Source organism: Thiobacillus sp., assembly GCF_013693775.1.
Classification (GTDB): domain Bacteria; phylum Pseudomonadota; class Gammaproteobacteria; order Burkholderiales; family Thiobacillaceae; genus Thiobacillus.
Genome location: NZ_CP059257.1, coordinates 1,711,916 through 1,735,711, shown reverse-complemented (window position 1 = coordinate 1,735,711; position 23,796 = coordinate 1,711,916). Strand labels below are relative to the sequence as shown.

Annotated in this window: 14 protein-coding genes, 1 other RNA gene, 1 pseudogene and 1 riboswitch; of the genes and pseudogenes, 11 read left to right on the top strand and 5 right to left on the bottom strand. The window is 64.9% G+C overall.

Features of this window, described 5'->3' with window-relative positions:
- Nucleotides 1-6 precede the first annotated feature (6 nt).
- Together HZY77_RS08555 and glnE are read right to left on the bottom strand one after the other, a co-directional pair.
- On the bottom strand, nt 7-480 hold the full coding sequence (locus HZY77_RS08555) for a MarR family transcriptional regulator (RefSeq protein ID WP_296820689.1): 474 nt from the start codon (nt 478-480) through the stop codon (nt 7-9).
- A 45-nt stretch (nt 481-525) separates the two neighbouring features.
- Entirely contained in the window at nt 526-3,219 is a 2,694-nt protein-coding gene (gene glnE / locus HZY77_RS08550) for a bifunctional [glutamate--ammonia ligase]-adenylyl-L-tyrosine phosphorylase/[glutamate--ammonia-ligase] adenylyltransferase (RefSeq protein ID WP_296820687.1), read from the bottom strand.
- Nucleotides 3,220-3,272: 53 nt separating this feature from the next.
- Here glnE and acs point away from each other — a divergent pair, with 53 nt between their 5' ends.
- Together acs and HZY77_RS08540 are read left to right on the top strand one after the other, a co-directional pair.
- The gene (gene acs / locus HZY77_RS08545; protein ID WP_296820684.1) at nt 3,273-5,240 is read left to right on the top strand and encodes an acetate--CoA ligase; all 1,968 of its coding nucleotides are present in this window, start codon (nt 3,273-3,275) and stop codon (nt 5,238-5,240) included.
- Nucleotides 5,241-5,349: 109 nt separating this feature from the next.
- A complete protein-coding gene (locus tag HZY77_RS08540; protein ID WP_296820681.1) occupies nt 5,350-5,739 on the top strand; it encodes a translational machinery protein in 390 nt (129 codons plus the stop codon).
- Nucleotides 5,740-5,906: 167 nt separating this feature from the next.
- Nucleotides 5,907-5,998, top strand: a riboswitch (cyclic di-GMP riboswitch).
- Nucleotides 5,999-6,336: 338 nt separating this feature from the next.
- Here the strand turns inward: HZY77_RS08540 and HZY77_RS08535 are convergent.
- Nucleotides 6,337-6,918, bottom strand: coding sequence for an NAD(P)H-dependent oxidoreductase (locus tag HZY77_RS08535; protein WP_296820679.1), 582 nt, complete (start codon nt 6,916-6,918; stop codon nt 6,337-6,339).
- 67 nt (nt 6,919-6,985) lie between these two features.
- Nucleotides 6,986-7,684, bottom strand: a complete 699-nt coding sequence (locus HZY77_RS08530; protein ID WP_296820677.1) for a pirin family protein — start codon at nt 7,682-7,684, stop codon at nt 6,986-6,988.
- 110 nt (nt 7,685-7,794) lie between these two features.
- Here HZY77_RS08530 and HZY77_RS08525 point away from each other — a divergent pair, with 110 nt between their 5' ends.
- From HZY77_RS08525 to tldD, 5 genes are all read left to right on the top strand, one after another.
- Complete coding sequence (locus tag HZY77_RS08525; protein ID WP_296820674.1) at nt 7,795-8,700, top strand: LysR family transcriptional regulator; 906 nt, start codon at nt 7,795-7,797, stop codon at nt 8,698-8,700.
- Nucleotides 8,701-8,718: 18 nt separating this feature from the next.
- The gene (locus HZY77_RS08520; protein ID WP_296820671.1) at nt 8,719-9,084 is read left to right on the top strand and encodes an RNA-binding S4 domain-containing protein; all 366 of its coding nucleotides are present in this window, start codon (nt 8,719-8,721) and stop codon (nt 9,082-9,084) included.
- An 80-nt stretch (nt 9,085-9,164) separates the two neighbouring features.
- A complete protein-coding gene (locus tag HZY77_RS08515; protein WP_296820668.1) occupies nt 9,165-12,953 on the top strand; it encodes a YhdP family protein in 3,789 nt (1,262 codons plus the stop codon).
- Between the two features lie 15 nt (nt 12,954-12,968).
- The gene (locus tag HZY77_RS08510) at nt 12,969-13,934 is read left to right on the top strand and encodes a carbon-nitrogen hydrolase family protein (RefSeq protein ID WP_296820663.1); all 966 of its coding nucleotides are present in this window, start codon (nt 12,969-12,971) and stop codon (nt 13,932-13,934) included.
- A gap of 14 nt (nt 13,935-13,948) precedes the next feature.
- Nucleotides 13,949-15,421 carry a metalloprotease TldD gene (gene tldD / locus HZY77_RS08505; RefSeq protein ID WP_296820659.1) on the top strand — a complete coding sequence of 491 codons (1,473 nt, stop codon included), beginning with the start codon at nt 13,949-13,951 and terminating at the stop codon, nt 15,419-15,421.
- 972 nt (nt 15,422-16,393) lie between these two features.
- Here tldD and HZY77_RS08500 read toward each other — a convergent pair.
- Nucleotides 16,394-20,128, bottom strand: a complete 3,735-nt coding sequence (locus tag HZY77_RS08500; protein ID WP_296820656.1) for a DUF1631 family protein — start codon at nt 20,126-20,128, stop codon at nt 16,394-16,396.
- 292 nt (nt 20,129-20,420) lie between these two features.
- On the opposite strand from HZY77_RS08500, the gene HZY77_RS08495 reads away from it, so the two are divergent.
- From HZY77_RS08495 to HZY77_RS08480, 4 genes and pseudogenes are all read left to right on the top strand, one after another.
- Nucleotides 20,421-21,497 carry a 3-deoxy-7-phosphoheptulonate synthase gene (locus HZY77_RS08495; RefSeq protein WP_296820653.1) on the top strand — a complete coding sequence of 359 codons (1,077 nt, stop codon included), beginning with the start codon at nt 20,421-20,423 and terminating at the stop codon, nt 21,495-21,497.
- Between the two features lie 25 nt (nt 21,498-21,522).
- Nucleotides 21,523-21,620, top strand: an RNA gene (ffs, locus tag HZY77_RS08490) — signal recognition particle sRNA small type.
- A gap of 99 nt (nt 21,621-21,719) precedes the next feature.
- The gene (dnaX, locus tag HZY77_RS08485; RefSeq protein ID WP_296820650.1) at nt 21,720-23,456 is read left to right on the top strand and encodes a DNA polymerase III subunit gamma/tau; all 1,737 of its coding nucleotides are present in this window, start codon (nt 21,720-21,722) and stop codon (nt 23,454-23,456) included.
- Nucleotides 23,456-23,778, top strand: a pseudogene (locus HZY77_RS08480) (YbaB/EbfC family nucleoid-associated protein). The gene dnaX and the pseudogene HZY77_RS08480 overlap by 1 nt, the downstream one beginning before the upstream one ends.
- Nucleotides 23,779-23,796: the final 18 nt, after the last annotated feature.

The following is a 23,796-nucleotide window of genomic DNA, read 5'->3' as shown; positions in this document are numbered from 1 at the left end:
GAGGGGTCAGAGTTCTGACAAGGGCTTNTGCGCGTATTGCGTGTTGACTTCGCCCATGTGCGCGATCAGCGTCGCCAGATCCTGGTTGAGGCGGGCCAAGGCGTCATCCGGCAACTGTCCCAGGGCGTGCGTCAGGATGCCGGTCAGTGGCTGCGGCGCCTTCCCCAGTGCTTTTTCCCCGGCATCGGTGAGATACAGGCGTACTACGCGCTGGTCCACACTATTGCGTTCGCGCCGGATCAATCCTGATTTCTCGATCTTGTCGAGCAGATTGCTGGCCGTGGAAGCATGGATCGACAAGGCCTGTGCCAGTTCGGACACCTTCATGCCGGGCGTCTGGTGCAGCGCGGCCATGGCCCAGATCTGCGCTCCGCTGACGCCGCAGGCTTTTTCAACCGCCTGGAAATGCTGGCGCACGGCGCCGAAAATCACGCGAAACTGGCGCAGGGCTTCCCTGGCGGCGAGGGCGTTGGGGCTCAAGATGCAATCTCCGGATACGGCAAAGTGCTAATCATCGCAGGAATTTCAGGTGGCCGTGTCCATCACCTGCGCCCACAGCGCAGTGACCGTGGCGCGTACGCTTTCCAGCGCAGCCGGCGGCACGCGGGCGTATTCCGCGCCGCTGAGCTTGATCGCGTGCTGTCGGCGGCGCAGTTCGCGATAGGCGTCGGCGGCAGCCTGGGCGAGGGGNGCGGGGATCAGGCCAGCTGCACCGGCGCGCTGCAGCAGCGCGATATTGCCGACGTTGTCGGCGAGTTCGGGNTGGCCGGCGCTATGCCGCAGCACCAGATACTGCACGCAGAATTCGACGTCGACGATACCGCCACGGTCGTGCTTGAGATCGAACAGGTCGGAATCGTTGACGTGGCCGGCGTGCATTTTCTCGCGCATCGCCAGTACGTCCTCGCGTAGCTTGGCGGCATCGCGCGGGGCGCTCAGCACTTCGCGACGCAGGACCTCGAAGCTTGCGCCGATCATCGCGTCGCCGCAGACGAAGCGGGCGCGCGTCAGCGCCTGGTGCTCCCACACCCAGGCGTGGTGCAACTGGTAGTCGCGGAAGGCCTCGGTCGAGCTGACCAGCAGGCCGGAGGCGCCGTCCGGGCGCAAACGCAGGTCGGTTTCATACAGCATCCCGGTCGAGGTGAGTGTGCCGAGCCAGGTGTTGATGCGCTGCGCCAGCCGCGCGTAGGTTTCNTGCGCGCGTTCGTCCGCATCGTCATAAAGGAATACCAGGTCGAGGTCGGAGGCGTAGCCGAGTTCCTTGCCGCCGAGCTTGCCGTAGCCGACGATGGCGAAGCGCGGCGTGTCGCGGTGGCGCGTCTTCAGGCCGGCCCAGCAGCGTGCCAGGGTTTCGTTCAACAGCGTGTCGGCGAGATAGGAGAGGTGGTCGGACAGCGCTTCCAGCGTCAGCCGCCCCGCCACATCCTGTGCGAGCAGATGCAGCGTCTGCACCTGCTTGAAGCGGCGCAGCGCATCCATCTGCGCCTCGGTGTCGCCAGGGTGGGCGTCCAGTTCCTCGTGCAGCAGGGCGGCGAGCTGCGTCCAGTCGGGCGTGCTCATCAGGTGTTGCGGCGCGATCAGTTCGTCCAGCAGTTGCGGCTGCCGCGTGATCATCTGTGCGGCCCATGGGCTTGCCGCCAGCAGGCGTACCAGCTGGCGCAATGCCGCCGGATATTCGGCCAGCAGCGCGAGATACGTGGCGCGCCGGGACACGGACTGGATGAGCGCGGCGAAGCGCTCCAGCGTGACCGCCGGGTCGGTCTGGCTGCCGATGACTTCGAGCGCTGGCGGCAGCAGGGCGTTGAGCCGGAGCTGCGTCGATTCGGGCAGCCGTGTGGTGTTCTGGCGCAAGGCGTCGAGCGTCGCCAGTACGCGCGGCGGGTCGTCGTAGCCGGCATTCTCCAGCAGCGCCTGGGTGGCGTCGGCGTCTGCGGTGCCGCAGCACACGGCGGTCAGCGGATGGCTGTTCTGGTCGGTCTGCGGTGCGGCGAATACCTGCTCGAAATGGCGCGTGACCTTATTCCGATGGCGGTCGAGCGCCGTCAGCATGGCCGCGTAGTCGGGGAAGCCCATTGCCTCGGCGAGCATGGTCTGCGATTCGGCGTCGTCCGGCAGCAACTGGGTCTGCGCGTCGTCCAGGTACTGGATGCGGTGCTCCAGCCGGCGCAGGAAATCGTAGGCGGCAGCGAGTTCCTGCTGCGCGTCGGCCGTCATCAGGCCGCTCTTTACGAGAGCGTCCAGCACGACCAATGTCGGTTGCTGCTGCAATGCAGCAATCTGGCCGCCGCGGATGAGCTGGAACACCTGTGCGGTGAATTCGATTTCGCGGATGCCACCCGGCCCCAGCTTGACGTTGTGCGCCATCTCGCGACGCGCGACCTCGCGGCGGATCTGCACGTGCAGGTCGCGGATCGCGGCAAAGGCGCCGAAATCGAGGTATTTGCGGAACACGAAGGGCCGCACGATCTGCATCAGTTCGTCGTGGCGGCTGCCGGTGAGCGGGCGCGCCTTGATCCAGGCGTAACGCTCCCACGGCCGCCCCTGCGCCACCAGGTAGTCTTCCAGCATCGCGTAGCCCATCGCGAACGGGCCGGATTCGCCCCACGGGCGCAGCCGCAGGTCGACACGGAAGACGTAGCCGTCGGCGGTGTTCTCCCCNAGCGCGGCGGCGAGCTTGCGCCCCAGGCGGATGAAGAATTCGTGGTTGGAAAGCGGGCGGATCGAGGCGGACGGATCGTCGGCCGCGGTGTCGCCTTCCTCGGGGTAGAGATAAATGAGGTCGATGTCGGACGACACGTTGAGCTCAAAGCCGCCGAGCTTGCCCATGCCGACCACGACCATCTGCTGCGGAATCCCGTTTTCGTCACGCGGCTCGCCGTGGCGCGCGGCCAGTTCGGCGTGATGGAAATCGAGCGCGGCGGCAATGCATACCTCGGCCAGCGTGCTGTAGGTGGCCATCACCTCGGCGAGATCGGCCTGGCCCGCCAGATCGCGCGCGGTGACGATCAGCCACACCCGCTGGCGCAATTGCCGTAGGCGTTGGTGCAGGGCGGCCTCGTCGGCACAGGCGGGCGCGGCGAGGAAGGCCTGCATGGCCGCCCGGCCGAAGGCCTGGTCCAGCTGGCCTGCCACGGTTTCTGCCAGGTTCGGTTGCGCCGTCAGCAGGCGACGACCATAACGTGAACAGCGGGCAACGCGTTCAAGTGCGGGATGGCTCATGGCTTGGATTAGAATCTGGGGTTATCGCAACACTTTATCAGTGGAGAGACTGTATGGCAGCCATCGAGTCGATTTTGAACGAAACCCGTGTTTTCCCGCCAGCGGATGCGTTCGTCAAGCAGGCGAATGTATCCGGCATGGCCGCCTACGAGGCGTTGTGTCGCCAGGCAGAAACCGACTACGAAGGGTTCTGGGCCGATCTGGCACGCCAGCACATTGCCTGGAAAACGCCGTTCACCCACGTGCTCGACGAGTCGAAGGCACCGTTCTACAAATGGTTCGACGACGGCGAACTGAACGTGTCCTACAATTGCCTCGATCGCCATCTGGCGACCCGAGGCGGCAAGACCGCGCTGATTTTCGAGGCCGATGACGGCAGCGTGACGAAGGTCTCCTACACGGAACTGCATGCCCGCGTGTGCCAGTTCGCCAACGGCCTGAAGTCGCTCGGCGTGGAAAAGGGCGACCGTGTGATCGTCTACATGCCGATGAGCATCGAGGCGGTGGTGGCGATGCAGGCCTGTGCGCGCATCGGCGCGATCCATTCGGTGGTGTTCGGCGGCTTTTCCGCCAAGAGCTTGTTCGAGCGCATCGAGGATGCCAAGGCCAAGCTGATCGTGACGGCCGACGAATCGCTGCGCGGCGGCAAGGCGGTGCCGCTGAAGCGCGCGGTCGACGAGGCGCTGGCGATGGGCGACACCTCCTGCGTCGAGCGCGTGGTCGTGTACCGCCGCTCCGGCGGTGCGGTCAACTGGGGCACGCGCGACCTGTGGTGGCACGAACTGACCCAGACCCAGGCCGAGACCTGCGAGCCGGTGTGGGTGTCCGCCGAGCATCCGTTGTTCATCCTCTATACCTCCGGTTCGACCGGCAAGCCCAAGGGCGTGCAGCATTCCACCGGCGGCTATCTGCTAGGCGGCATCCTGTCGATGCTGTGGGTGTTCGACGCCAAGCCGGACACCGACGTCTACTGGTGTACCGCCGATGTCGGCTGGATCACCGGTCACACCTACGTCGCCTACGGCCCGCTGGCACTGGGCATGACCGAAGTGATCTTCGAGGGTATTCCTACCTTCNCCCATGCCGGGCGCTTCTGGGAGACCGTCGCGAAGCACAAGGTCACCACGTTCTACACCGCGCCCACCGCGATCCGCAGCCTGATCAAGCTCGGGTCCGACCTGCCGGCACAGTACGATCTCTCTTCACTGCGCCTGCTGGGAACAGTCGGCGAGCCGATCAACCCGGAGGCCTGGATGTGGTACCACCAGGTCATCGGCGGCGGCCGCTGTCCCATCGTCGACACCTGGTGGCAGACCGAGACCGGCTCCCATATGATTTCGCCGCTGCCCGGCGCGGTGCCGACCAAACCGGGTTCCTGCACCATGCCGCTACCCGGCATCATGGCCGCGATCACCGACGAACACGGCCATCCGGTCGGGAAAGGGCAGGGCGGCTATCTGGTGATCCAGCGCCCCTTCCCGTCGCAGCTGCGCACCCTGTGGGGCGATCCGGACCGCTTCGTCAAGACCTATTTCCCGGAGGAACTCGGGNGCAAGACCTATCTTGCCGGCGACTCGGCGCACCGCGATGCCAACGGCTATTTCTGGATCATGGGCCGCATCGACGACGTGCTGAACGTGTCCGGGCACCGTCTGGGCACCATGGAAATCGAATCCGCGCTGGTCTCCAACCTGCGCGTCGCCGAAGCCGCCGTGGTGGGGCGTCCGCACGACATCAAGGGCGAAGCGGTCGTGGCGTATGTGGTGTTGAAGGGCACGCGGCCGGTCGGCGAGGAGGCGAAGAAGATTGCCGCCGAACTGCGCGACTGGGTAGGCAAGGAAATCGGCCCGATCGCCAAGCCCGACGAAATCCGCTTTGGCGACAACTTGCCCAAGACCCGCTCCGGCAAGATCATGCGCCGCCTGCTGCGCGCGATCGCCAAGGGCGAGGAAATCACCCAGGACGTCTCCACCCTGGAGAACCCGGCGATCCTGGATCAGCTGAAGGAAGCAATCAGGTAGGCAGACACCGGCCCTGCCGCATCGGCAGGGCCGGCCGCTTGCAGTCGCGCAGCCTTGGCCTATTTTTCAATTAAGGATTTGTTCATTCGATTAGCCCGAAAGGAATCTCATGTCGCACTATCATGCAGTTGTCTGGCTCGATCACAACGAGGCGCGTGTCATGCACGTCAGCCCGGACGATGTCGAGAAATCAGTGGTCCATCCCGCCAACCCGCCGCGCCATCTGCAGCGTAAACGCGGCTCGGTCAGCGGCAGTCGCCAGCCCGAGGACCAGCAGTACTACCACGATGTCGTGGAGGCCTTGAGCGGCGCCACGGAAATCCTGATCGTTGGCCCGGGTCACGCCAAGCTCGAACTGATCAAGCATATCCATGCGCACGATCATGACATCGTGAAANAAGTCGTGNGGGTCGAAACCGTCGATCACCCCGGCGATGGACAACTTGTGGCCTTTGCCCGCAAGTACTTCGTGGCCAAGGACAGGATGCTGTCGCAATAAGGCCGTTGGGAAACGGTTTGCCGCGTCGTTCCAGGGCCCCGAAAGGGGCCTTGTCGTTCATGGGACAGGCTGTGGGCGACGGTTCTTCCCAACTGATTGATAAACAGGGGAATTGTTTTAGGTGTCCGCCCTAAAGTCTGCCGATATTTCGTCGTTACTGTAGATAAGTCGTACAAGGGCAAACCCGTCGCGAGGCGGGGACGCAAAGCCTCCGGTCTTGGTCGGTCTGCATCCGGGTCAAGATAGCGGGGCTGCCAGATTTCAGATTGATGGCGTCGTCGTTGCCCCGATTCAGGTGCAGTGTTGAACCAGGAGGCCCTATGTCGCATCAATGCCCGTTCCCCGTCCGCTCCACCGACAATCGCCGTTGCTACCGAACCGGCAGTGCGCCGGGATTCGTCCTGTGCCTGGCTGTGGTGGCCGCCCTCTCATGCTATGCCGGATTCAGCCATGCCGCGCCGTCCCACGCACACCAGGCGNGGGTTTCCGGCGCTGGGCCCGCCTCCAGCCATCCAGCCGGACCGATCGCCGGCGGCTAACGGCAGGCCGGCCGCATACGCCTTGCTCTGCAGAAGCCAGCGCCCTTCGGGGCGCTTTTTATGGCTGGTCGGCCGGACGCGCGAGCGCCGTCGTGGTTCTTACCAAATCCACCACCAGCGCGTGCAGCCGTGCAGGCGATTTCAGTGCCCCGTTCTCGGGGTCGAATGCGGTGTCGGCATGGGCCAGCGAGAACTGGCCGGGCAGCACCAGCACGCCCAGCGTGTTAAGGACCTGGCGCAGGTGGGGCAGCATGCGCATGCCGCCGAAGGTGCCGGGCGTGGCGGCCAGGATGGCGGCGACCTTGTTCTGGTAGGGCACCAGGCCCGATTCGCCCTGCCATTCGCGCGACACCCAGTCGAGCGTGTTNTTCAGCAGCGGCGGCATCGAGCTGTTGTATTCCGGGCTGGCGATCAGCAGGGCGTCGTGCTCCTTGAACAAGGCCTTCAGGCGCTGCGCATTGTCGGGCAGGCCGTCGCGCTCCTCGAGGTCGCCGTTGTAGAGCGGAAGTGGGTAATCGGCCAGATCGATCAGCGTGACGTCGCCGCCCGCGGCACGGGTCGCGTCCACCGCAACCCGGATGAGTTTCCGGTTCCAGGAATCGCGGCGGATGCTGCCGGAGAAAGCGAGAATCTTGGGCATGACGTGTCCTTGCATCAAAAAGTGAGTGATTGTATCGGGGCCGGCCAGGGGTCGAAGCCCCAAAGGGTTAGGGAAGATCGAAGCTGATCAGTTCGCTGGGTTCCAGCGCCTCGATGTCGACCGCCGATTCGAAGCGGACCGCCACCGCATCCCCGGCTTCCAGCGGATAGCCTTGGACCTTGACCCGGCCGGTCGCGATATGCAGCCAGGCACGGCGCCCCGGCGCCACGTTCAGGGTGACGCGGTCGCCTGTCGCCAACCGGCCTGCATGAATGGCGGCGTCCTGATGGATCGTCACCGAGCCGTCGCGGCCATCGTTCGAGGCGATCAGGCGAAGCTGGCCCTGCAGGCTTTCGGGGGCGAAGGCGATTTGTTCGTAGCCCGGCTCCAGGCCGTAGGCGTCCGGCTCGATCCAGATTTGCAACAGATGCACCGGTTCGCTGGCCGAGGCGTTGTATTCGCTGTGGGCGATGCCGTGCCCGGCGCGCATGCGCTGCAATTCGCCGGGACGGATCACGCCGCCGTTGCCGAGCGAGTCCTTGTGTTCGAGTGCGCCCGCCAGGACCCAGGTGACGATTTCCATGTCCTGGTGGCTGTGCGTCGGGAAACCCGCGCCCGGCGCGATGCGGTCGTCGTTGATCACGCGCAGCGGGCCGAATCCCATCCAGTTGGGATCGCGATAGTTCGAAAACGAAAAGGTGTGAAAGCTGTCGAGCCAGCCATGGTTGGCGTGGCCGCGTTCGGATGATTTGCGTACGGTCAGCATGATGCGCTCCTGTCGGTTGGATTGATGTTCAGGCGATGGGGTGACTATAGGCGTGGTTTTCCGCGAGTAAAACCGGCACAATTCGATCAACTCATTCGAATGATTCGAACATGCCGCTGACCCTGGAGGCGCTGTCCATCCTCGACGCCATCGACCGCAAGGGTTCGTTCGCTCGCGCGGCCGAGGAACTGGGACGGGCGCCGTCCTCCNTGACCTACGCCGTGCAGCAGATCGAGGCCGAGCTCGATGCGCTGCTGTTCGACCGTTCCGGCCATCGCGNNCGCTTCACGCCGGCGGGGCGTCTGCTGCTGGAGGAAGGGCGAGCGCTGCTGGGTGCGGCTCATGCACTGGAGAACAAGACGCGACAGGTGGCGGGCGGCTGGGAGCCGCAGTTCACGCTGGCGGTTGAAGGCATTCTCCCCGTCGCCCCGCTGCTGCCGGTGCTGGATGCGTTTTATCGCCAGGGCCGGTCGACCGAAATCAGGCTGCGCCACGAGGTGCTGGCCGGTAGTTGGGATGCCCTCGCGTCCGGCTGTGCCAACCTGGCGATCGCAGGTGGCGATGCGCCGGCTGGCAGTGGCATTCGCAGCCGGCCGCTGGGCAGTGTCGAATTCGTGTTCTGCGTGGCGCCGCAGCATCCGCTGGCGCGCCTCAAGAAACCACTGACCCAGGCCGACCTCGCGGCGCACCGTGCGGTGGTGATCGCCGACACCGCGCGTAATCTGCCGCTGCGCAGCGCGGGCTGGCTGGCGCAACAGTCGCGTCTGACCGTGGCTGATCTGCCGAGCAAGCTGGCCGCCCAGCAGGCCGGGCTGGGCGTGGGCTCGCTGCCGCGCTGGCTGGCCGAACGTGAGGTGGCGGCCGGCCGTCTGGTGCGTTGCGAGTGGGCGGGCGGCAATCCGCGCGAGACCCTGCACCTGGCCTGGCGCAGCGGCGAGGCGGGGCGGGCGCTCGACTGGTTCATGCGGGCGCTGGCGAAGCCCGATGTGTTTGCGGGGGTGATCGATGCCGACTGAAAAACGCCGCTCGACCGGATGCGGCTCGACAAATGGCTGTGGGCCGCGCGTTTCTTCAAGACCCGCAGCTTGGCCACCCAGGCGATCGACAACGGGCGGGTGAAATTGAACGGCGAGCGGGTCAAACCCGCGCGCGACGTCAAACCCGGCGACCGGCTGGATCTCCATCTCGGCGAGATCGACTGGACACTGACGGTCCGGGCGCTGGCCATGCAGCGCGGGCCTGCGCCGGTGGCGCAGGCGCTCCAGGAGGACCCCGCCAGCCAGGCGCGCCGCCAGCGGCAGGCCGACGACCGCAAGCTGGCGACCAATCCGGCCGCCACCATCAAGGGACGGCCCACCAAACGCGACCGGCGGCAGATTCATCGTTTCACGGACGAATGAAACCCGGAATTTACCGGGATGTTGCCGCCGCAAAACACGGCTAAGCGCATAGAATCAGCGGGTCCGAGAACCGTATTTTTATGACCGTTTCCNCCGCCTTGTCCCTGTTCCTGCGCCGCGCCTCGCGCTGGCTGGCAGCGCTGACGGCATTGGCCGCCGCGGGCTTTGCGACGGCGGTGGCCTTGATGTTCTTCTGGGTGTTGCCGAACATTTCAACGCACCGCGATACGGTCGCCGATCTCATGTCGCGCGCGCTGGGGCAACGCGTGACGCTGGAAGCGGTGTCGGGCGTATGGCAGCAGGCGCGTCCGGAATTCCGTCTGCGCGGCGTGCGCCTGTACGACCAGCAGGGTCATCCGGCGCTCTACCTGCCCGAACTGGAGGCAGCGTTTGCCTGGCGTTCGCTGCTGTTCCTGGAGCCGCGTTTCACGCGCATCGAGTTGCAAGGCCTGGTGCTCGGGGTGCGCNGCGCGCGCGACGGTCATTTCTACGTCGGCGGCATCCCGATCAACCCGGCCGCGTCGGACAGCGGATTTACCAGCTGGCTGCTGCGACAGGGGCAGGTCCATGCCGGCAGCGCCACGCTCACCTGGATAGACGAAGTGCGTGATGCGCCGCCGCTTACTCTGACGGCGGTCGATTTCACGCTGACCAATGTGCGCTGGTCGCATCGCCTGCAATTGCGCGCCATTCCCNCGGCCAGCCTGGCGCGCCCGGTGCAGATCGTGGCGAAGCTGCATGCGCGCCAGGTGGACGACCTCAAGAGCTGGAACGGGACAGTCGATACGAACGTGGCAGGGGTGTCGTTTTCGCGCCTTGCCGCCTGGCTGGCGCTGCCGTACCAACCGCAGCAGGGTCGGGGCGCACTGAACATGCAATTCGAAGTGGCGCGCGGTGCGCTGGCCGGCGTGACGGCCGGACTCGAACTGCATGACATCGAGATGAAGCTGGGTGACGACCTGCCACCGGTACGGCTGGCGCAGGTACGCGGCCAGACCCAGTGGCAGCACGGTCCGGACGGGTACCGCGTGGCCTTCGACAACCTGCGGGTGGCGCGCNCCGGCGCCGCCCTCGGCGCGCCGTTCAATGCGGGCCTGTCGTGGGGCGGTACGTCGCACGAAATCACGGCCCAGGCGTTCAGCCTGGGCGGCTGGCAATCGCTGCTGCCGAGCCTGCCGATGGATGCGGCCCTGCGCGCGCGCCTGCAAGCCCTGCAGCCGCAAGGCCGCTTCGACCTGTTGCGGTTCGGCTGGACGGGCGCGCAGCCGGGGCTGGACAATTTCAGCATGACGGCCCGCTTCAGCGGCCTCGGCGTGGCCGCGATCGACAACCAGCCCGGCCTGTCCAATCTGAGTGGGCGCATCGAGGGCGATGCGCGCGCAGGCGTGTTCGAGATCGATTCGCAGCAGATGACGTTGGGACTGCCCGACCTTTTCCGCGAACCTTCGTTCGCGATCGACAGCCTACATGCGCGCGGCAAATGGCAGAAGACGCCACGCGGCCGCCGCCTCACACTGGATGACATGGCCTTTTCCAATCCGGACATGGCCGGGTCGGCGAACGGCTACTATGAACTGATCCCCGGCCAGCGCGGTCTCATCGACCTGACGGCGCATCTGAGTCGCGCCGACGGTACGGCGGTGTACCGCTACCTGCCGAAGCATATTGGCGACCATACGGTCGAATGGGTCAAGCGGGGTGTCGTGGCAGGGCGTTCGGATGACGTGCAGTTGAACCTGAAAGGCGACCTGATGCGTNTTCCCTTCGATTCGGGCGATGGCGTGTTCCAGGTCGACGCACAGGTGAAGGATGCGGTGATCGACTACGTGCCTGGCTGGCCGCGTATCGAAGGCATCCAGGGGCGCTTGCTGTTTCAGGGCCGGATGATGGAAGTGACCTCGAGCCAGGCGCGGATATACGGCGTGGCCCTGGCGCCGGTGAAAGCCGTGATCCCGGATCTGTTGCATCACGACGAACAATTGCATATCGACGGCCAGGCCAATGGTCCGATCCAGGATTTCATCCGCTTTGCCAATACCAGCCCGGTCGGCGGGCGGCTGCACGGTTTCACGGCCGCACTGGACGGCAGCGGGCCGATGAAACTCGCCTTGAGTCTGCAGGTGCCGCTGCGTCGCAGCCACGATATGACGCTGGTCGGTCGCTTGTCGTTTCTGGGCGATACGCTGTTGCCGCCTGGCCTGCCGCGGCTCGACCAGGCGCGCGGCGATATCGATTTCACCGGGAGCAGCCTGGCCGCCAAGAACATCACCGCGCAGTTTCTCGGCGGCCCGCTGCGCCTCGACACGCAAACCCGATCCGGCCAGGTCCAGATCCTGGCGCAGGGACGCGCCACTGCAGCAGGCCTGACATCGTGGCTGGGAACAGCCTGGAAGGATCAGGTGTCGGGGCAGACAGCCTGGCGTGGGCAGATCGACCTGGAACCGACGGGCGAGCGCGTTCGCATCGAGTCCGATCTGACGGGGCTGGGCAGCAGCCTGCCGGCGCCACTGGCCAAGACGGCCACACAGCCGTTGCCGCTGGTGGTGACCAGCCAGCCGCAAGCCGACGGTCAATTGCACGACGTACAACTCGGCAGGATCGTGNGGGCGGTCTGGCGCAGTACCGCCGAAGGGCAATTCGACCGGGGCGAAATCCGCTTCGGCGGACGTGCCGTGATGCCCGGCGAGCCGGGGTTGCGCCTGGCGGGCAACGGACGCGGCCTGGATATTTCGGGCTGGATGGATCTGCTGCCTGGCGGCGAAAGCGGCGAACCCTTGTCGTTGTCGGCGATCGACCTGGGTTTTGAGGCGCTCGACCTGATGGGGCGGCGCTACCAGGATGTTCGCCTGCAGGGGCGCAACCGTAGCGGGTTGTTGCGCGCCCAGGTGAGTGGCACCGGCTTGAATGGCGTGCTGACCTACCGGCCGGCGGGCAATCAACCCGCGCGGATCTCGGCGCAGTTCAGGCAGTTGACCATTCCGGCCCGGCTGCCGGCTGCCGGGCCGGAAACCGGCAGCAACATGAAGGCATCGGACTTCCCGGTGCTGGATCTGACGGTGGAGGACTTCCGGTTGCAGGACCATGCGCTGGGGCGGCTGGAAGCCATGGCGCACGGTACGCCGCAAGGACTGGTGATCGACAACCTGCAACTGACGCACCCTGACAGTGTGTTCCGTATGAGCGGCCTGTGGCGTGACAGCGGCCCGGGCGAAACCCGGGCCGACCTGAGCCTGAATGTGTCCGATGCGGGCAAGCTGCTGGCGCGTTTCGGCTATCCCGATACGCTCAAACGCGGGACCGCGGAGATCCAGGGCAGTGCCACCTGGGAAGGCTCGCCTGCGGATTTCGCGCTGGCCACGCTGGCCGGCCAGCTCGACTTCAAGGCCAAGNGGGGACAGTTCCTCAAGATCGATCCCGGGGCCGGGAAACTGCTCGGCGTGCTGAGCCTGCAATCGCTGCCGCGCCGGCTGAACTTCGATTTCCGTGATATCTTCAATGAAGGCTATGCCTTCGACGACATCGGCGCCACGCTGCGCATTGCGCGCGGCGTGGTCTACAGCGACGACTTCAAGATGCGCGGACCGGCCGCCAAGGTCAACATGTCCGGCCTGGCCGACCTCAACCAGGAAACCGTGCAGTTGCGGGTGAAAGTGATTCCGAAGTTGTCCGAAGGCGTGGCCGTGGCCGGTGCCCTGCTTGGCGGACCGCTGGCCGGCGTGNGGGTGCTGGCCGCGCAGAAACTGCTGCGCGATCCGATCGAGGAAGTCATCAGCCAGGAATACATGGTGACCGGCGCGTGGCAGGCCCCCGATGTCCAGCGGCTGTCCAAAGCGAAGGCCAAACCTGATAATCAAGTGACTGAACCCTGATTGTGGAATCCGACCATGCCAACANAAAAACCCGTTAAAACCACCGTTGCCCGTTCCCGTGGGGCGCAAGTCAAGAAGCCGGCCCCGCAGGCGGGCACCGTGCGCGTGGCGGCCATCCAGATGGCGTCGGGCCCGAATGTGTCTGCCAACCTGGCCGAGGCCGAACGTCTCATCGAGCTGGCCGTCGAGGCGGGCGCGCGCATGATCGTGCTGCCGGAATTCTTCTGCATCATGGGAATGAAGGACGCCGATGTGGTGAAGGTGCGCGAGGCCGAAGGTCACGGCCCGATCCAGGCCTTCCTCGCGCGTACGGCGAAGAAACACCATGTCTGGCTGGTCGGCGGCTCGGTGCCGCTGGAGGCCAGCACGGCCAACAAGGTGCGCAACAGCTGCCTGGTCTACGACGAGCGCGGCAAGCTGGTGGCACGCTACGACAAGATCCACCTCTTCGGCCTCGATCTCGGCAACGAGCACTACCAGGAAGCCAAACTGATCGAGCCGGGCGACAGGGTCGTCGTCATCAACAGTCCGTTCGGCCGCATTGGCCTGTCGGTCTGCTACGACCTGCGCTTCCCCGAGCTGTACCGCGCCATGCCGGACGTCGACATCATCGTGGTGCCGTCGGCCTTCACCGCCACCACCGGACGCGCGCATTTCGAGACCCTGATCCGCGNNCGCGCGATCGAAAACCTCGCCTACGTGATCGCGCCGGCGCAGGGCGGTTATCACCTGTCCGGCCGCGAAACCCACGGCGACAGCATGATCGTCGACCCGTGGGGTGTGGTGCTCGACCGCCTGCCCCGCGGTTCCGGCGTCGTCATCGCCAATCTCAACCCAGCCTACCAGGCCAGCCTGCGCAAGAGTCTGCCGGCGCTCAAGCACCGCTTCATCCAGTGCCAGCAAATCGAAGTCGATGTGGTGGAACGCCGGGTGCCGGCCAAGCGCTTGTCCCCGACCGGGNGCGAGCCTGTCGCCAAATAATTCAGGACACCATCATGAACCCCACCGACGCCTTCGTACCCNTCCAGACCGCCGAGCAACTGTTCCAGTCCGCCGAGGCCACGCTCTTGACGCCGAACGGGCTCGACGCCGACAAGCTCGCGCCGGTCTTCGGCCGGCTGCTGACACACGACGTCGACTACGCCGACCTGTATTTCCAGTACTCGCGTTCCGAAGGCTGGAGCCTGGAAGAAGGCCAGGTCAAATCCGGCAGCTTCAACATCGACCAGGGTGTCGGCGTGCGCGCGATCTCGGGTGAGAAGACCGCGTTCGCCTATTCCGACGACATCAGCCTCGACGCGCTCGGCGCCGCCGCGGACGCCACGCGTGCGATCGCGCGTGCAGGACAGAACCGCAGCTTCGGCATGGTGCAGCGCGGCGAAGGGCGCGTACTGTACAACCCGGTCGATCCGCTGGTTTCGCTGGCTGATGCCGACAAGGTCGCCCTGCTCGAGCGGCTGGAGAAGAAGGCGCGCGCGATGGACCCGCGCGTCATCCAGGTGATGGCGAGCCTCGCCTCCGAATACGAAGTCATTTTCATCGCGCGTTCCGACGGCCACCTGGCTGCCGACGTGCGCCCGCTGGTGCGGCTGTCGCTGCAGGTCATCGCCGAGCAGGACGGCCGTCGCGAGCAGNGCTCCGGCGGCGGCGGCGGCCGCTTTGACTACAGTTATTTCACCGACGATATCCTGGAANAATATGCACGCCAGGCCGTGCACCAGGCCAGCGTCAACCTCGACGCCCGCCCCGCGCCCGCCGGCACCATGACCGTCGTCCTCGGCTCCGGCTGGCCCGGCATCCTGCTGCACGAAGCCATCGGCCACGGCCTCGAAGGCGACTTCAACCGCAAGGGCAGCTCCGCCTTTTCCGGCCGGATTGGTGAAAGAGTGGCGGCGCCCGGCGTCACGGTGATCGACGACGGCACCATCCCGCTGCGCCGCGGCTCCTTGAACGTCGACGACGAAGGCAACCCGACCCAGCGCACCGTGCTGATCGAGGATGGCATCCTCACCGGCTACATGCAGGACATGATGAACGCGAGACTGATGGGCATGAAGCCCACCGGCAACGCGCGCCGCGAGTCCTACGCGCACCTGACCATGCCGCGCATGACCAACACCCTGATGCTCGGCGGCGACAAGCACCCGCACGAAATCATCGCCTCGGTGAAGAACGGCCTCTACGCCGTCAACTTCGGCGGCGGCCAGGTCGACATCACCAGCGGGAAATTCGTCTTTTCCGCCGCCGAGGCCTACATGATCGAGGACGGCAAGATCACCTACCCGGTGAAGGGCGCGACGCTGATCGGCAACGGCNCCGACGCGCTGACGCGTGTGAGCATGATCGGCAACGACATGGAGATGGATTCCGGCGTCGGCACCTGCGGCAAGGAAGGGCAGAGCGTGCCGGTGGGCGTGGGGCAGCCGACGTTGCGGATCGATGGGTTGACGGTGGGTGGAACGGCGTAACCGAAACTGTGGACTATGAGCGTTAGGGAGCTAATGGCAGCGCGCTTTGATCCTGTAGGAACAATGAGGCAGACCCAATCAGGCCACTACATAACATATGCGGAGCATGAGGCCTTGGTTCAGGAATTGTTGGAATCAATCGGTGACTATTTCCGACAGGTCGAACGGGGGAATTGACGGCGCAGGATGCAGAAACGGTTACGAAAGTTTTTGTGAGAATGCGTGACTGAAATTGCGCGTAGCTAAAGTATGTCCGTGCTATCACAATGAGCAAGTCGAGTAAGCGTACGAAAGTGCCTGGGATTCTTATCCCACCAGGGACGCCGAAGCAATTGACCCTCATTAACCAGGCATCGGCGTTGTCCAAGCAGTTCAATGACCCGAAGAAGGCGAGGAGGAGACTCCCTTGCAAAATAATCGAATACGTTGAAGGCGAGCCGGTGTCTGCCAAGGTAATAAAGAAGAAATAGTTTGTCTCATGCTGCCTAACGTAAGCCGGCAGGCGGCTCAATCATCACCACGCTGGTTTTGACTTTCCTCCCCTTACAGCCCCGCCGGAAATCGAGCCTGCCGGGCGGATCAGCGGCGAAGGTGTTTGAGTCCCGCCCACAAAAACAAATTGAAAACAACCAGGCGGGGCGAGTTCTTCGCCGCCCGTCCGGCGGGCCCGATTTTCGGGAATTCGGGGATGTCGGGGTCGTTTTGGTCACTTTTCTTGGCGAGACAAGAAAAGTGACTAGCCGCCGGGCTACTCCGGCCAAGGGTCATCGGTTAAGTGAAATCCATCACTACTATTGACTGCCCTTCGACAGGCTCAGGGCTAACGGTGCGGAGGGCGTCGCACTCCGCAATCTGCGACAGGGTACGGACGCCGGACTGGATTGCCCTGAAGGACTCCGATCCACTTCGCACTAAAGTTCGTGTGGAATCGTATGCTTCGCCGCTGTGCGTCTCGCAATGACGGTCTAACCGTCAGGCCAGCGTCTCCAGCGGCCTCGGCTCCCCGATCAGATACCCCTGCACACAATCCACCCCCATCTCCGCCAGCTTGGCCAGCGCCTCTTCGTTCTCGACAAATCCCGCCACTGTCCTGATCCCGAGGAAGCTGCCGGTTTCAAGAATCGAGCGCACCAGGGCCTCGTCGATCATGCTGGTGCCGATTTCGCGCACCAGCGCACGGTCGATCTTCAGGTAATCCAGCTTCATGCTCTTCAGGCTGGTGTAGGAGCTGTTGCCGGCACCAAACTCGTCGAGGGTGAAGCGGCAACCGTGGCGCTGCAACTGGCGCATGAACAGCTGGGTCTGCGCGTGGCCTTCGACGGCGTCGGCTTCGCTGATCTCGAAGATGAGCTTGTCGCCGGGGAGGTCACCGCGCGCCAGTTCGGCCTGCAGGTATTTCAGGAACAGCGGATTGGTGACCGATTGTCCGGACAGATTGATCGACAGGCCGCCGATCCGGGCGAGCGTATCGCTGTGCGCACGCATCCATTGCAGGACGTGACGCACCACCCAGCGGTCGATCTCGGTGATGCGCTGCAGGCGTTCGGCCACGGCAATCAGGTCGCGCGTGGCGATGCTGCGTTCGCCCTCCGCGGTGGGATGCAGCAGGACTTCGTAATACAGCGGGGTTCGCGCGGCATCGGCCGCGGCGGCCACCGGCTGGCAGTTGAGGCTGAGCTGGTTGTTGGCGAGGATGGCAGTCAGTTCATGTGCCCATTCGGCCAGCGCCAGCACGCCGCTCTCGTCGGTCTCGCTGTCGTACTGGACGACGGATACGTCCGACTCTCGCGCGCGNCAGGCGGCATTGGCGTTGTCGTAGTAGACCTCTGGGGTGATGCAGTCGCGCGCCCAGGCCAGGCCAGCCGCAGGCTGCACGCGGTAGCGGGTGCCGTTGATTTCCTGGGGATGGGCGGTCAGGGCATGCAGCAGGGCTTCAGTCTGCGCCTGGGCCGAGGCCTGGCCGGCTGCCTCGATCCAGAATGCGATGCCGGATTCGCCGGAGCGTGCAAGCAGCGCATTAGGCGGCAACAGCGTGGGCATGATCTGGGCGTAATCGCGCAGGATGGGCGTGCGGATCTCGACGCCGGCGGTTTCACCCGTGGGCTTGCTGATGTCGAACTGGAGCACGCCGATGGCGTAGCCGCTGTCGGCCGCCCGGCTGCGCAGCCAGTTGCGGCGGATGGAGCGGAAGAAGCTCTTGCGATTGGCGAGCCCGGTGGCGGGATCGTGGGACGCCTGCCACAGCAGGTCGCGCTGCATTTTCTGGATCATCGCGCTGTAGGAACGATCCATCAGCGGCAGCTCCAGGTCCTCGGTCCACTGCGCATCGCCGTTTTCCAGCGACTGCAACAGGTCTTGGCGCTTGAGGTCGAGCTTCTTGATGCCGCGGTAATTGGCGAAGACATACACCGGCGGCTGGTCGCCGATCCAGATCAGGTTGAGCGGGGCATCGAGCGACTTGAACTGCAACCAGTCGCCGACGCGCAGGCGTTCGGCCAGGTTGTCCTGTGCCTCGGTGAGCGGCTCGGTGACTGCGTCGTCAAGGCGGGCGGTGACCGAAGTGCGCTGATGTTGCGATTTGCCTTCGTCGAACAGCGCGGCGGCGAGTTGATCGACGATGCGGTCCTGCGCGAATTTGTCGGCGCATACCTGGGTCAGGGCCTGGTCGATTTGCTGCAGCAGGGCCTGGATCTGGGTGGCCGTGGGCGGCTCTGTCTGGTCCGTATCCAGCCACGTACATAGCTGCTGCAACACCTGCCAGGCCTCGCGCGCTTCGTCGCTGTCGACGCCGTGGCGCATCTCGGCGATCAGCAGCACGTTGCGCCAGCCGCCGTTCAGCAGTTCGATGACGGCATTCGGCACCGCCCGCTCGTTCTCCAGCCGCTTCAGCAGATCGCGCAGGATGCGCTGCTTGACGACCTCGGCGCGCTGGCGGCCTTCGCACATTTCCTGCAGGCGGAACACGCGCGCGGCGCGCTCATGCAGCAACGGCTTCACCACGCGCTCCAACTGGGTGCGCGCTTCCTCGAACACCCCCGGATTCTTGTCGGCCTCGGCGTTGATGCGATCGGTCCAACGGCTCATCAGCCGTAGCAGACGCGCATCCGTGATCTTGCCGTCGTCGCCGGCCACCATGCTGATGCGGTCGAGGGTGTTCAGTACCTTGTGTGCGGGGTGGGCGGGCGAGGCGAGAAATTCCGGATCGGCCATCGCCAGCTTGATGAGGCTGGTTTCCAGCTGCTGGAANAACGGCCGCATGCCTTCGCTGACCGATTTCTCGGCATGCATGGTGTCGAACAGCGCGCCGAACATGTCGACCGAGCGCTGCATTTCGTGGGTGACGGCCGGCGGCAGNGCGCCAGCGGCAGCCAGGCGTTGCAGCACCGGGGAGTGGGCGATGCCGGGTGTGCCGGACATCATGGCCTGGCCGCCAGCGCCCGCCGTAGCCGGCATTCCCTGGGGTTGCGGGGCATAACCCGGCATGCTGCCGCCTGCGGCAGGGGTGTCCGTTGCGCCCGTAGGAGTTGCGGCGCCTGGCGCGGTCGGCTGGCCGCGGAAAAAGTCCAGCAGCGAGCCGGCCAGGCGGTTGAGCGTGCCGCGCGGTTGGGCGGGAGGCGGCGATGCCATATCTTCAGGCTGCGCGGGNGACGACGCGTCGGCCTTGGCCGGGGTGGCGTGCTGCGGCGACACGGCAGGTTTATGGCGCTCGACCTCAGCCTGCGAAACCGGCAACAGGGCCAGCAGTTCGGCGTACAACGGTGCCAGCAGCTCGGTCAACACGTCGCGTAGCGTGACGTAGGCGACCTGGCGCGCCTTGGCCAGCACCGGCACGTCCTGCAATGCGCCACGGTAGGCATGGCCGATGACCGCCGGCCCGAAGGGGTTGTTGTTGTGATCGCAGGCGAAACCGAACAGCTGGCCGATACGGGGCTCGATGTCTGCAAGCTGTTCGCGGAACTGTTCTTCCAGCTTGTTGGCCTCGCTCGAGGTGGCGAGCCAGTCTTCGAAATCCAGTTCGTCGACCAGCGCCAATCCGCCGTCCATGGTGTCGCGGGTGGCCTGGGTCTGGACCGGTCGCGCCTGTTTCAGCGCATCGAGCACGCCTTGCACAAATCGGGTCTGCACGGCCGGGCCGTGATTGGCAAATTCATGCACGGCGCTCAGCAGGCCGCTGTGCTCGGCAATGCCGGATGCCTGCACGGCTGCCGCGCTCAGTTTGTCGCCCAGTACACGCATGATCTGGTCGTGTACCTGGAGCAGGGTCTCGCTCAGCAGGGTGGTGCTGGCTTCGCGCAGGTGGGGNTGTGCAGCGGAGGTCGGCAGGGCGGCCAGTTTTTGCCTGTGTCCCGCCATGCGCAGCCTTTGCAGCGCACGTAGCGCATCGACCGGCTGGCGGGTAAACGCAACGCCGACCCCGAGCGGGCTCAGGCGCTTGAGTTGCGCCGGTACGCGGAAGGTCTGGGCCGTATTGATCGACACCGGGGTGAAGACGATTTCCACCGCAGCATCGGCGCGCTTGGCCAGCGCGGTGATCGCCGCTTCCGGGTTGGTGAACTTGAGAAACAGCCCGCCTTGGCAGAAATCGCGAATCTCGCAGGCGATTTCCGTGTATCCCGGTTGCGTGATAATGGCGGCTTGTGAAACTTGGAAGCGCCGGTCACGCCGCAATTCCTGGCCGGTATGTTGGTTATCTGTCGCGTTAGCCATCATTTCCACACTTTCCCTTGATTTTTCCCCGCCTGCTCAATACAACGGCCCGGTCGTGCTGTCCAGTTCGAGGCGAACCCGGCCGGGCTGGAAGGCACTTGGCGGACTTCGCCTGATTTTGGTAGACTCCCATGCATGAATTGTGCCGCAAAGTTCTTTTAGCCGCTTTTATCCCACGCCGCAGGCGGTCGGGAGGCGCTGAGACGAGCAGCAACGCCTTGACGAAACCGCCAGCCCGCTGGCGGTTTTGTTTAAGCCGCCGCGATCGAAGCACACCAACCGGAGCCTGAACATGTCTGCCACCCGAACCGACGACACCCGCATCGAGCAAAGCGGCGAACTGCTCGCCCCGATGCAGGTCATGCGCGAACTGCGCGCCAATGAAACCGTGCTGGCCCACGTGGCCCATGCGCGCAGCGCCATCCACGACGTGCTGCGCGGGGCGGACGACCGCATGTTCATCGTCGTCGGCCCCTGTTCCATTCACGATCCGGCCGCTGCGCTCGATTATGCGCGCAAGCTGAAGCCGCTGGCCGACGAGCTGGCGCATGAGCTCATCATCGTGATGCGCGTGTATTTCGAAAAGCCGCGCACCACCGTGGGCTGGAAGGGGCTGATCAACGACCCGCACCTGGATGAGAGTTTCGACATCAACGAGGGCCTGCGGCTGGCGCGCAAGTTGTTGCTGGAAGTCAACGAGATCGGCCTGCCGTGTGCGACCGAGTTCCTCGACCTGATTTCGCCGCAGTACATCGCCGATCTGGTGAGTTGGNGGGCCATCGGCGCACGCACCACCGAATCGCAGTCGCACCGTCAGCTGGCGTCCGGGCTGTCGTGCCCGGTCGGTTTCAAGAACGGTACCGATGGCAGCCTGCGCATCGCGGTCGATGCGATCAAGGCGGCGGCGGCGCGCCACCATTTCATTTCCATCACCAAGTCGGGTCATGTCGGCGTGTTCAGCACCTCCGGCAACGAGGATACGCACGTGATCCTGCGCGGCGGCAAGACGCCCAATTACGATGCGGCCAGCGTCCATCTGGCGTGCGGCGAACTGGCGTTGGCGGGCTTGCGCCAGCAGTTGATGATCGATTTCTCGCACGCCAATTCGAGCAAGCAGTTCCAGCGCCAGATGGACGTCGGAACCGACGTGGCAGCCCAGGTGGCGGGCGGCGACAACCGCATCATCGGTGCGATGATCGAAAGCCACCTGAACGCGGGGCGTCAGGATCTGGTCGCCGGCCAGCCGCTGGAATACGCCAAATCGATCACCGACGCCTGCATCGGCTGGGACGATACCGTCCCACTGCTGCGGCTGCTGGCCGACGCGGTGAAANAACGCCGCCTGACCGTGCCGGCGGATGAGGAATAGGCGCGCTTCGGGTTAAAATGCACGCGGCGGGCCTCCCCGCATGGCTAAGTTGTGAATCGGGTCAGGTCCGGAAGGAAGCAGCCACAGCGACCGATGCCAGTGCCGGGGTTCTGGCTCGCCACTTTGAATTCCGTAAGGTGTGAGGGGTGAGGAGTCAGGTGTGAAGATTGCGAAGAACCTTCCTCTCACGCCTCACCCCTTTCTCCTCACGCACCTCTCAATATGACCGACCTCTTCGGCGATTCCGATACCNCCACCGTTGCGCTGGCGCGCAAGTGGCGGCCGCGCGCGTTTGCCGACCTCAAAGGCCAGGAACACGTCGTGCAGGCCCTGTCGAATGCGCTGACGCAAGGCCGGCTGCATCATGCCTACCTGCTGACCGGCACGCGCGGGGTCGGCAAGACCACGCTGGCACGCATCCTTGCCAAATGTCTCAACTGCGAAACGGGCGTCACGGCCACGCCGTGCGGCGTGTGCTCGGCCTGTACGCAGATCGATGCCGGACGCTTCGTCGACCTGCTGGAACTCGATGCGGCGTCGAACACCGGCGTCGACAACATGCGCGAGGTACTCGACAACGCGCAGTACGCGCCAACGGTGGGGCGCTACAAGGTCTACATCATCGACGAAGTGCACATGCTGTCGAAGCCGGCATTCAATTCCATGCTGAAAACGCTGGAAGAGCCGCCAGCACATGTGAAATTCATCCTTGCCACCACCGACCCGCAGAAGATTCCGGTGACGGTATTGAGCCGCTGCCTGCAGTTCAATCTGAAGCCGATGCCGCCCGCGCTGGTGGCGCAGCATCTGGGCGAGGTACTGGAACAGGAACAGGTCGCCTGCGAACCGGCTGCGCTGAACCTGCTGGCGCGTGCCGCCGCCGGCAGCATGCGCGATGCCTTGTCGCTCACCGACCAGGCGATCGCCTACGGCGGCGGCAAGGTCGAAGCGGCCGCGGTCGAAGCCATGCTCGGTACGGTGCGGCGCGACTACCTGTTCGACCTGCTGGACGCGCTGGCGGCGCGCAACGGCGATGCGCTGCTGGATCAGGCGCGGCAGCTGGCTGAGCGCGGGATCGCCTTCGACGCCACCTTGCAGGATCTCGGCAATCTGTTGACCCAGCTGGCGTTGCTGCTGCACGCGCCGGGCACGGTGGAAAGTAGTATGGATGCCGAGCGCATGCAGACGTGTGCCGCACAGCTGGACGCCGAAACCGTGCAGCTGTATTACCAGATCGCGTTGAATGGTCGACGCGATCTGCCGTATGCGCCGGACGAGTTTTCCGGATTCTGCATGACGCTGCTGCGCATGCTGGCCTTTGCCCCGGGTTCACGCGATTCCGTACGTGCTGATGTGCATCGTGGGTCGATGCCGGTCAGAACGGCTGCGGCGGAGCGCGTCGTGCCCGCTATGCGTGCCGAGTCTGCGNACGCGGGCCGAACCGCCGATGCCCGCCGCCAGACGGGAAGCCGTGCCCAGCGCACCCCTGCGCCCGCACCGACTGTTGCGCCGGTTGGACCGGATGCGCCATCCGCACCCGTATTGACGGCCCGTGAGCCCGAGCCGGGCGATGCCTGGGACTGGCTCGCCGTCGTGGCCGAACTGCGGCTGGGCGGCATGGCCAAGATGCTGGCCGACCACTGTGAACTGGTGGCGCAGAATGGCCATGCGGTGACCTTGCGCGTGGGCGAGTCGCATAAGCATCTGCTCGATCGCACCTATCAGGACAAGCTGGTTTCGGCGTTGAAAGACAAATATGGTGCGGCGCTTCAAATCGCATTCGAGATCGGCGCCGCGGCCGAGCAGACCNCGCAGCAGGTGCGTACGCGCATCAAGGAAGCCCGCCAGGCCGAGGCCGTGGCGGCCATCGAATCGGATCCATTCGTGCGCGAGCTGGTCGACCAGTTTGGCGGCCAGATCGATGCATCCACCATACAGCCATTAGGAGAATCAACATGATGAAGGGCGGCATCGGCAACATGATGAAGCAGGTCCAGCAGGTGCAGGAAAACATGGCCAAGATGCAGGCCAAGCTGGCCGAAATCGAAATCGAGGGGCAGAGCGGCGCCGGCATGGTCAAGGTGACGATGACCTGCAAATACGACGTGCGCCGCGTCACCATCGATCCCAGCCTGATGGGCGACGACAAGGAAATGCTGGAAGACCTGGTGGCCGCCGCAGTGAACGACGCGGTGCGCAAGGTCGAATCCACGGTGCAGGAAAAATGGGCAGCGTGACCGCCGGCCTGCCGATCCCGCCGGGGATGAAGCTGCCTTTTTGATCGGATAGAAACAACGAG

What these genes read in the sequence shown, in the direction of transcription:
- HZY77_RS08520 (WP_296820671.1), top strand. Translation starts at nt 8,719, where the DNA reads ATGCGGCTCGACAAATGGCTGTGGGCCGCGCGTTTCTTCAAGACCCGC.
- HZY77_RS08530 (WP_296820677.1), bottom strand. Translation starts at nt 7,684, where the DNA reads ATGCTGACCGTACGCAAATCATCCGAACGCGGCCACGCCAACCATGGC.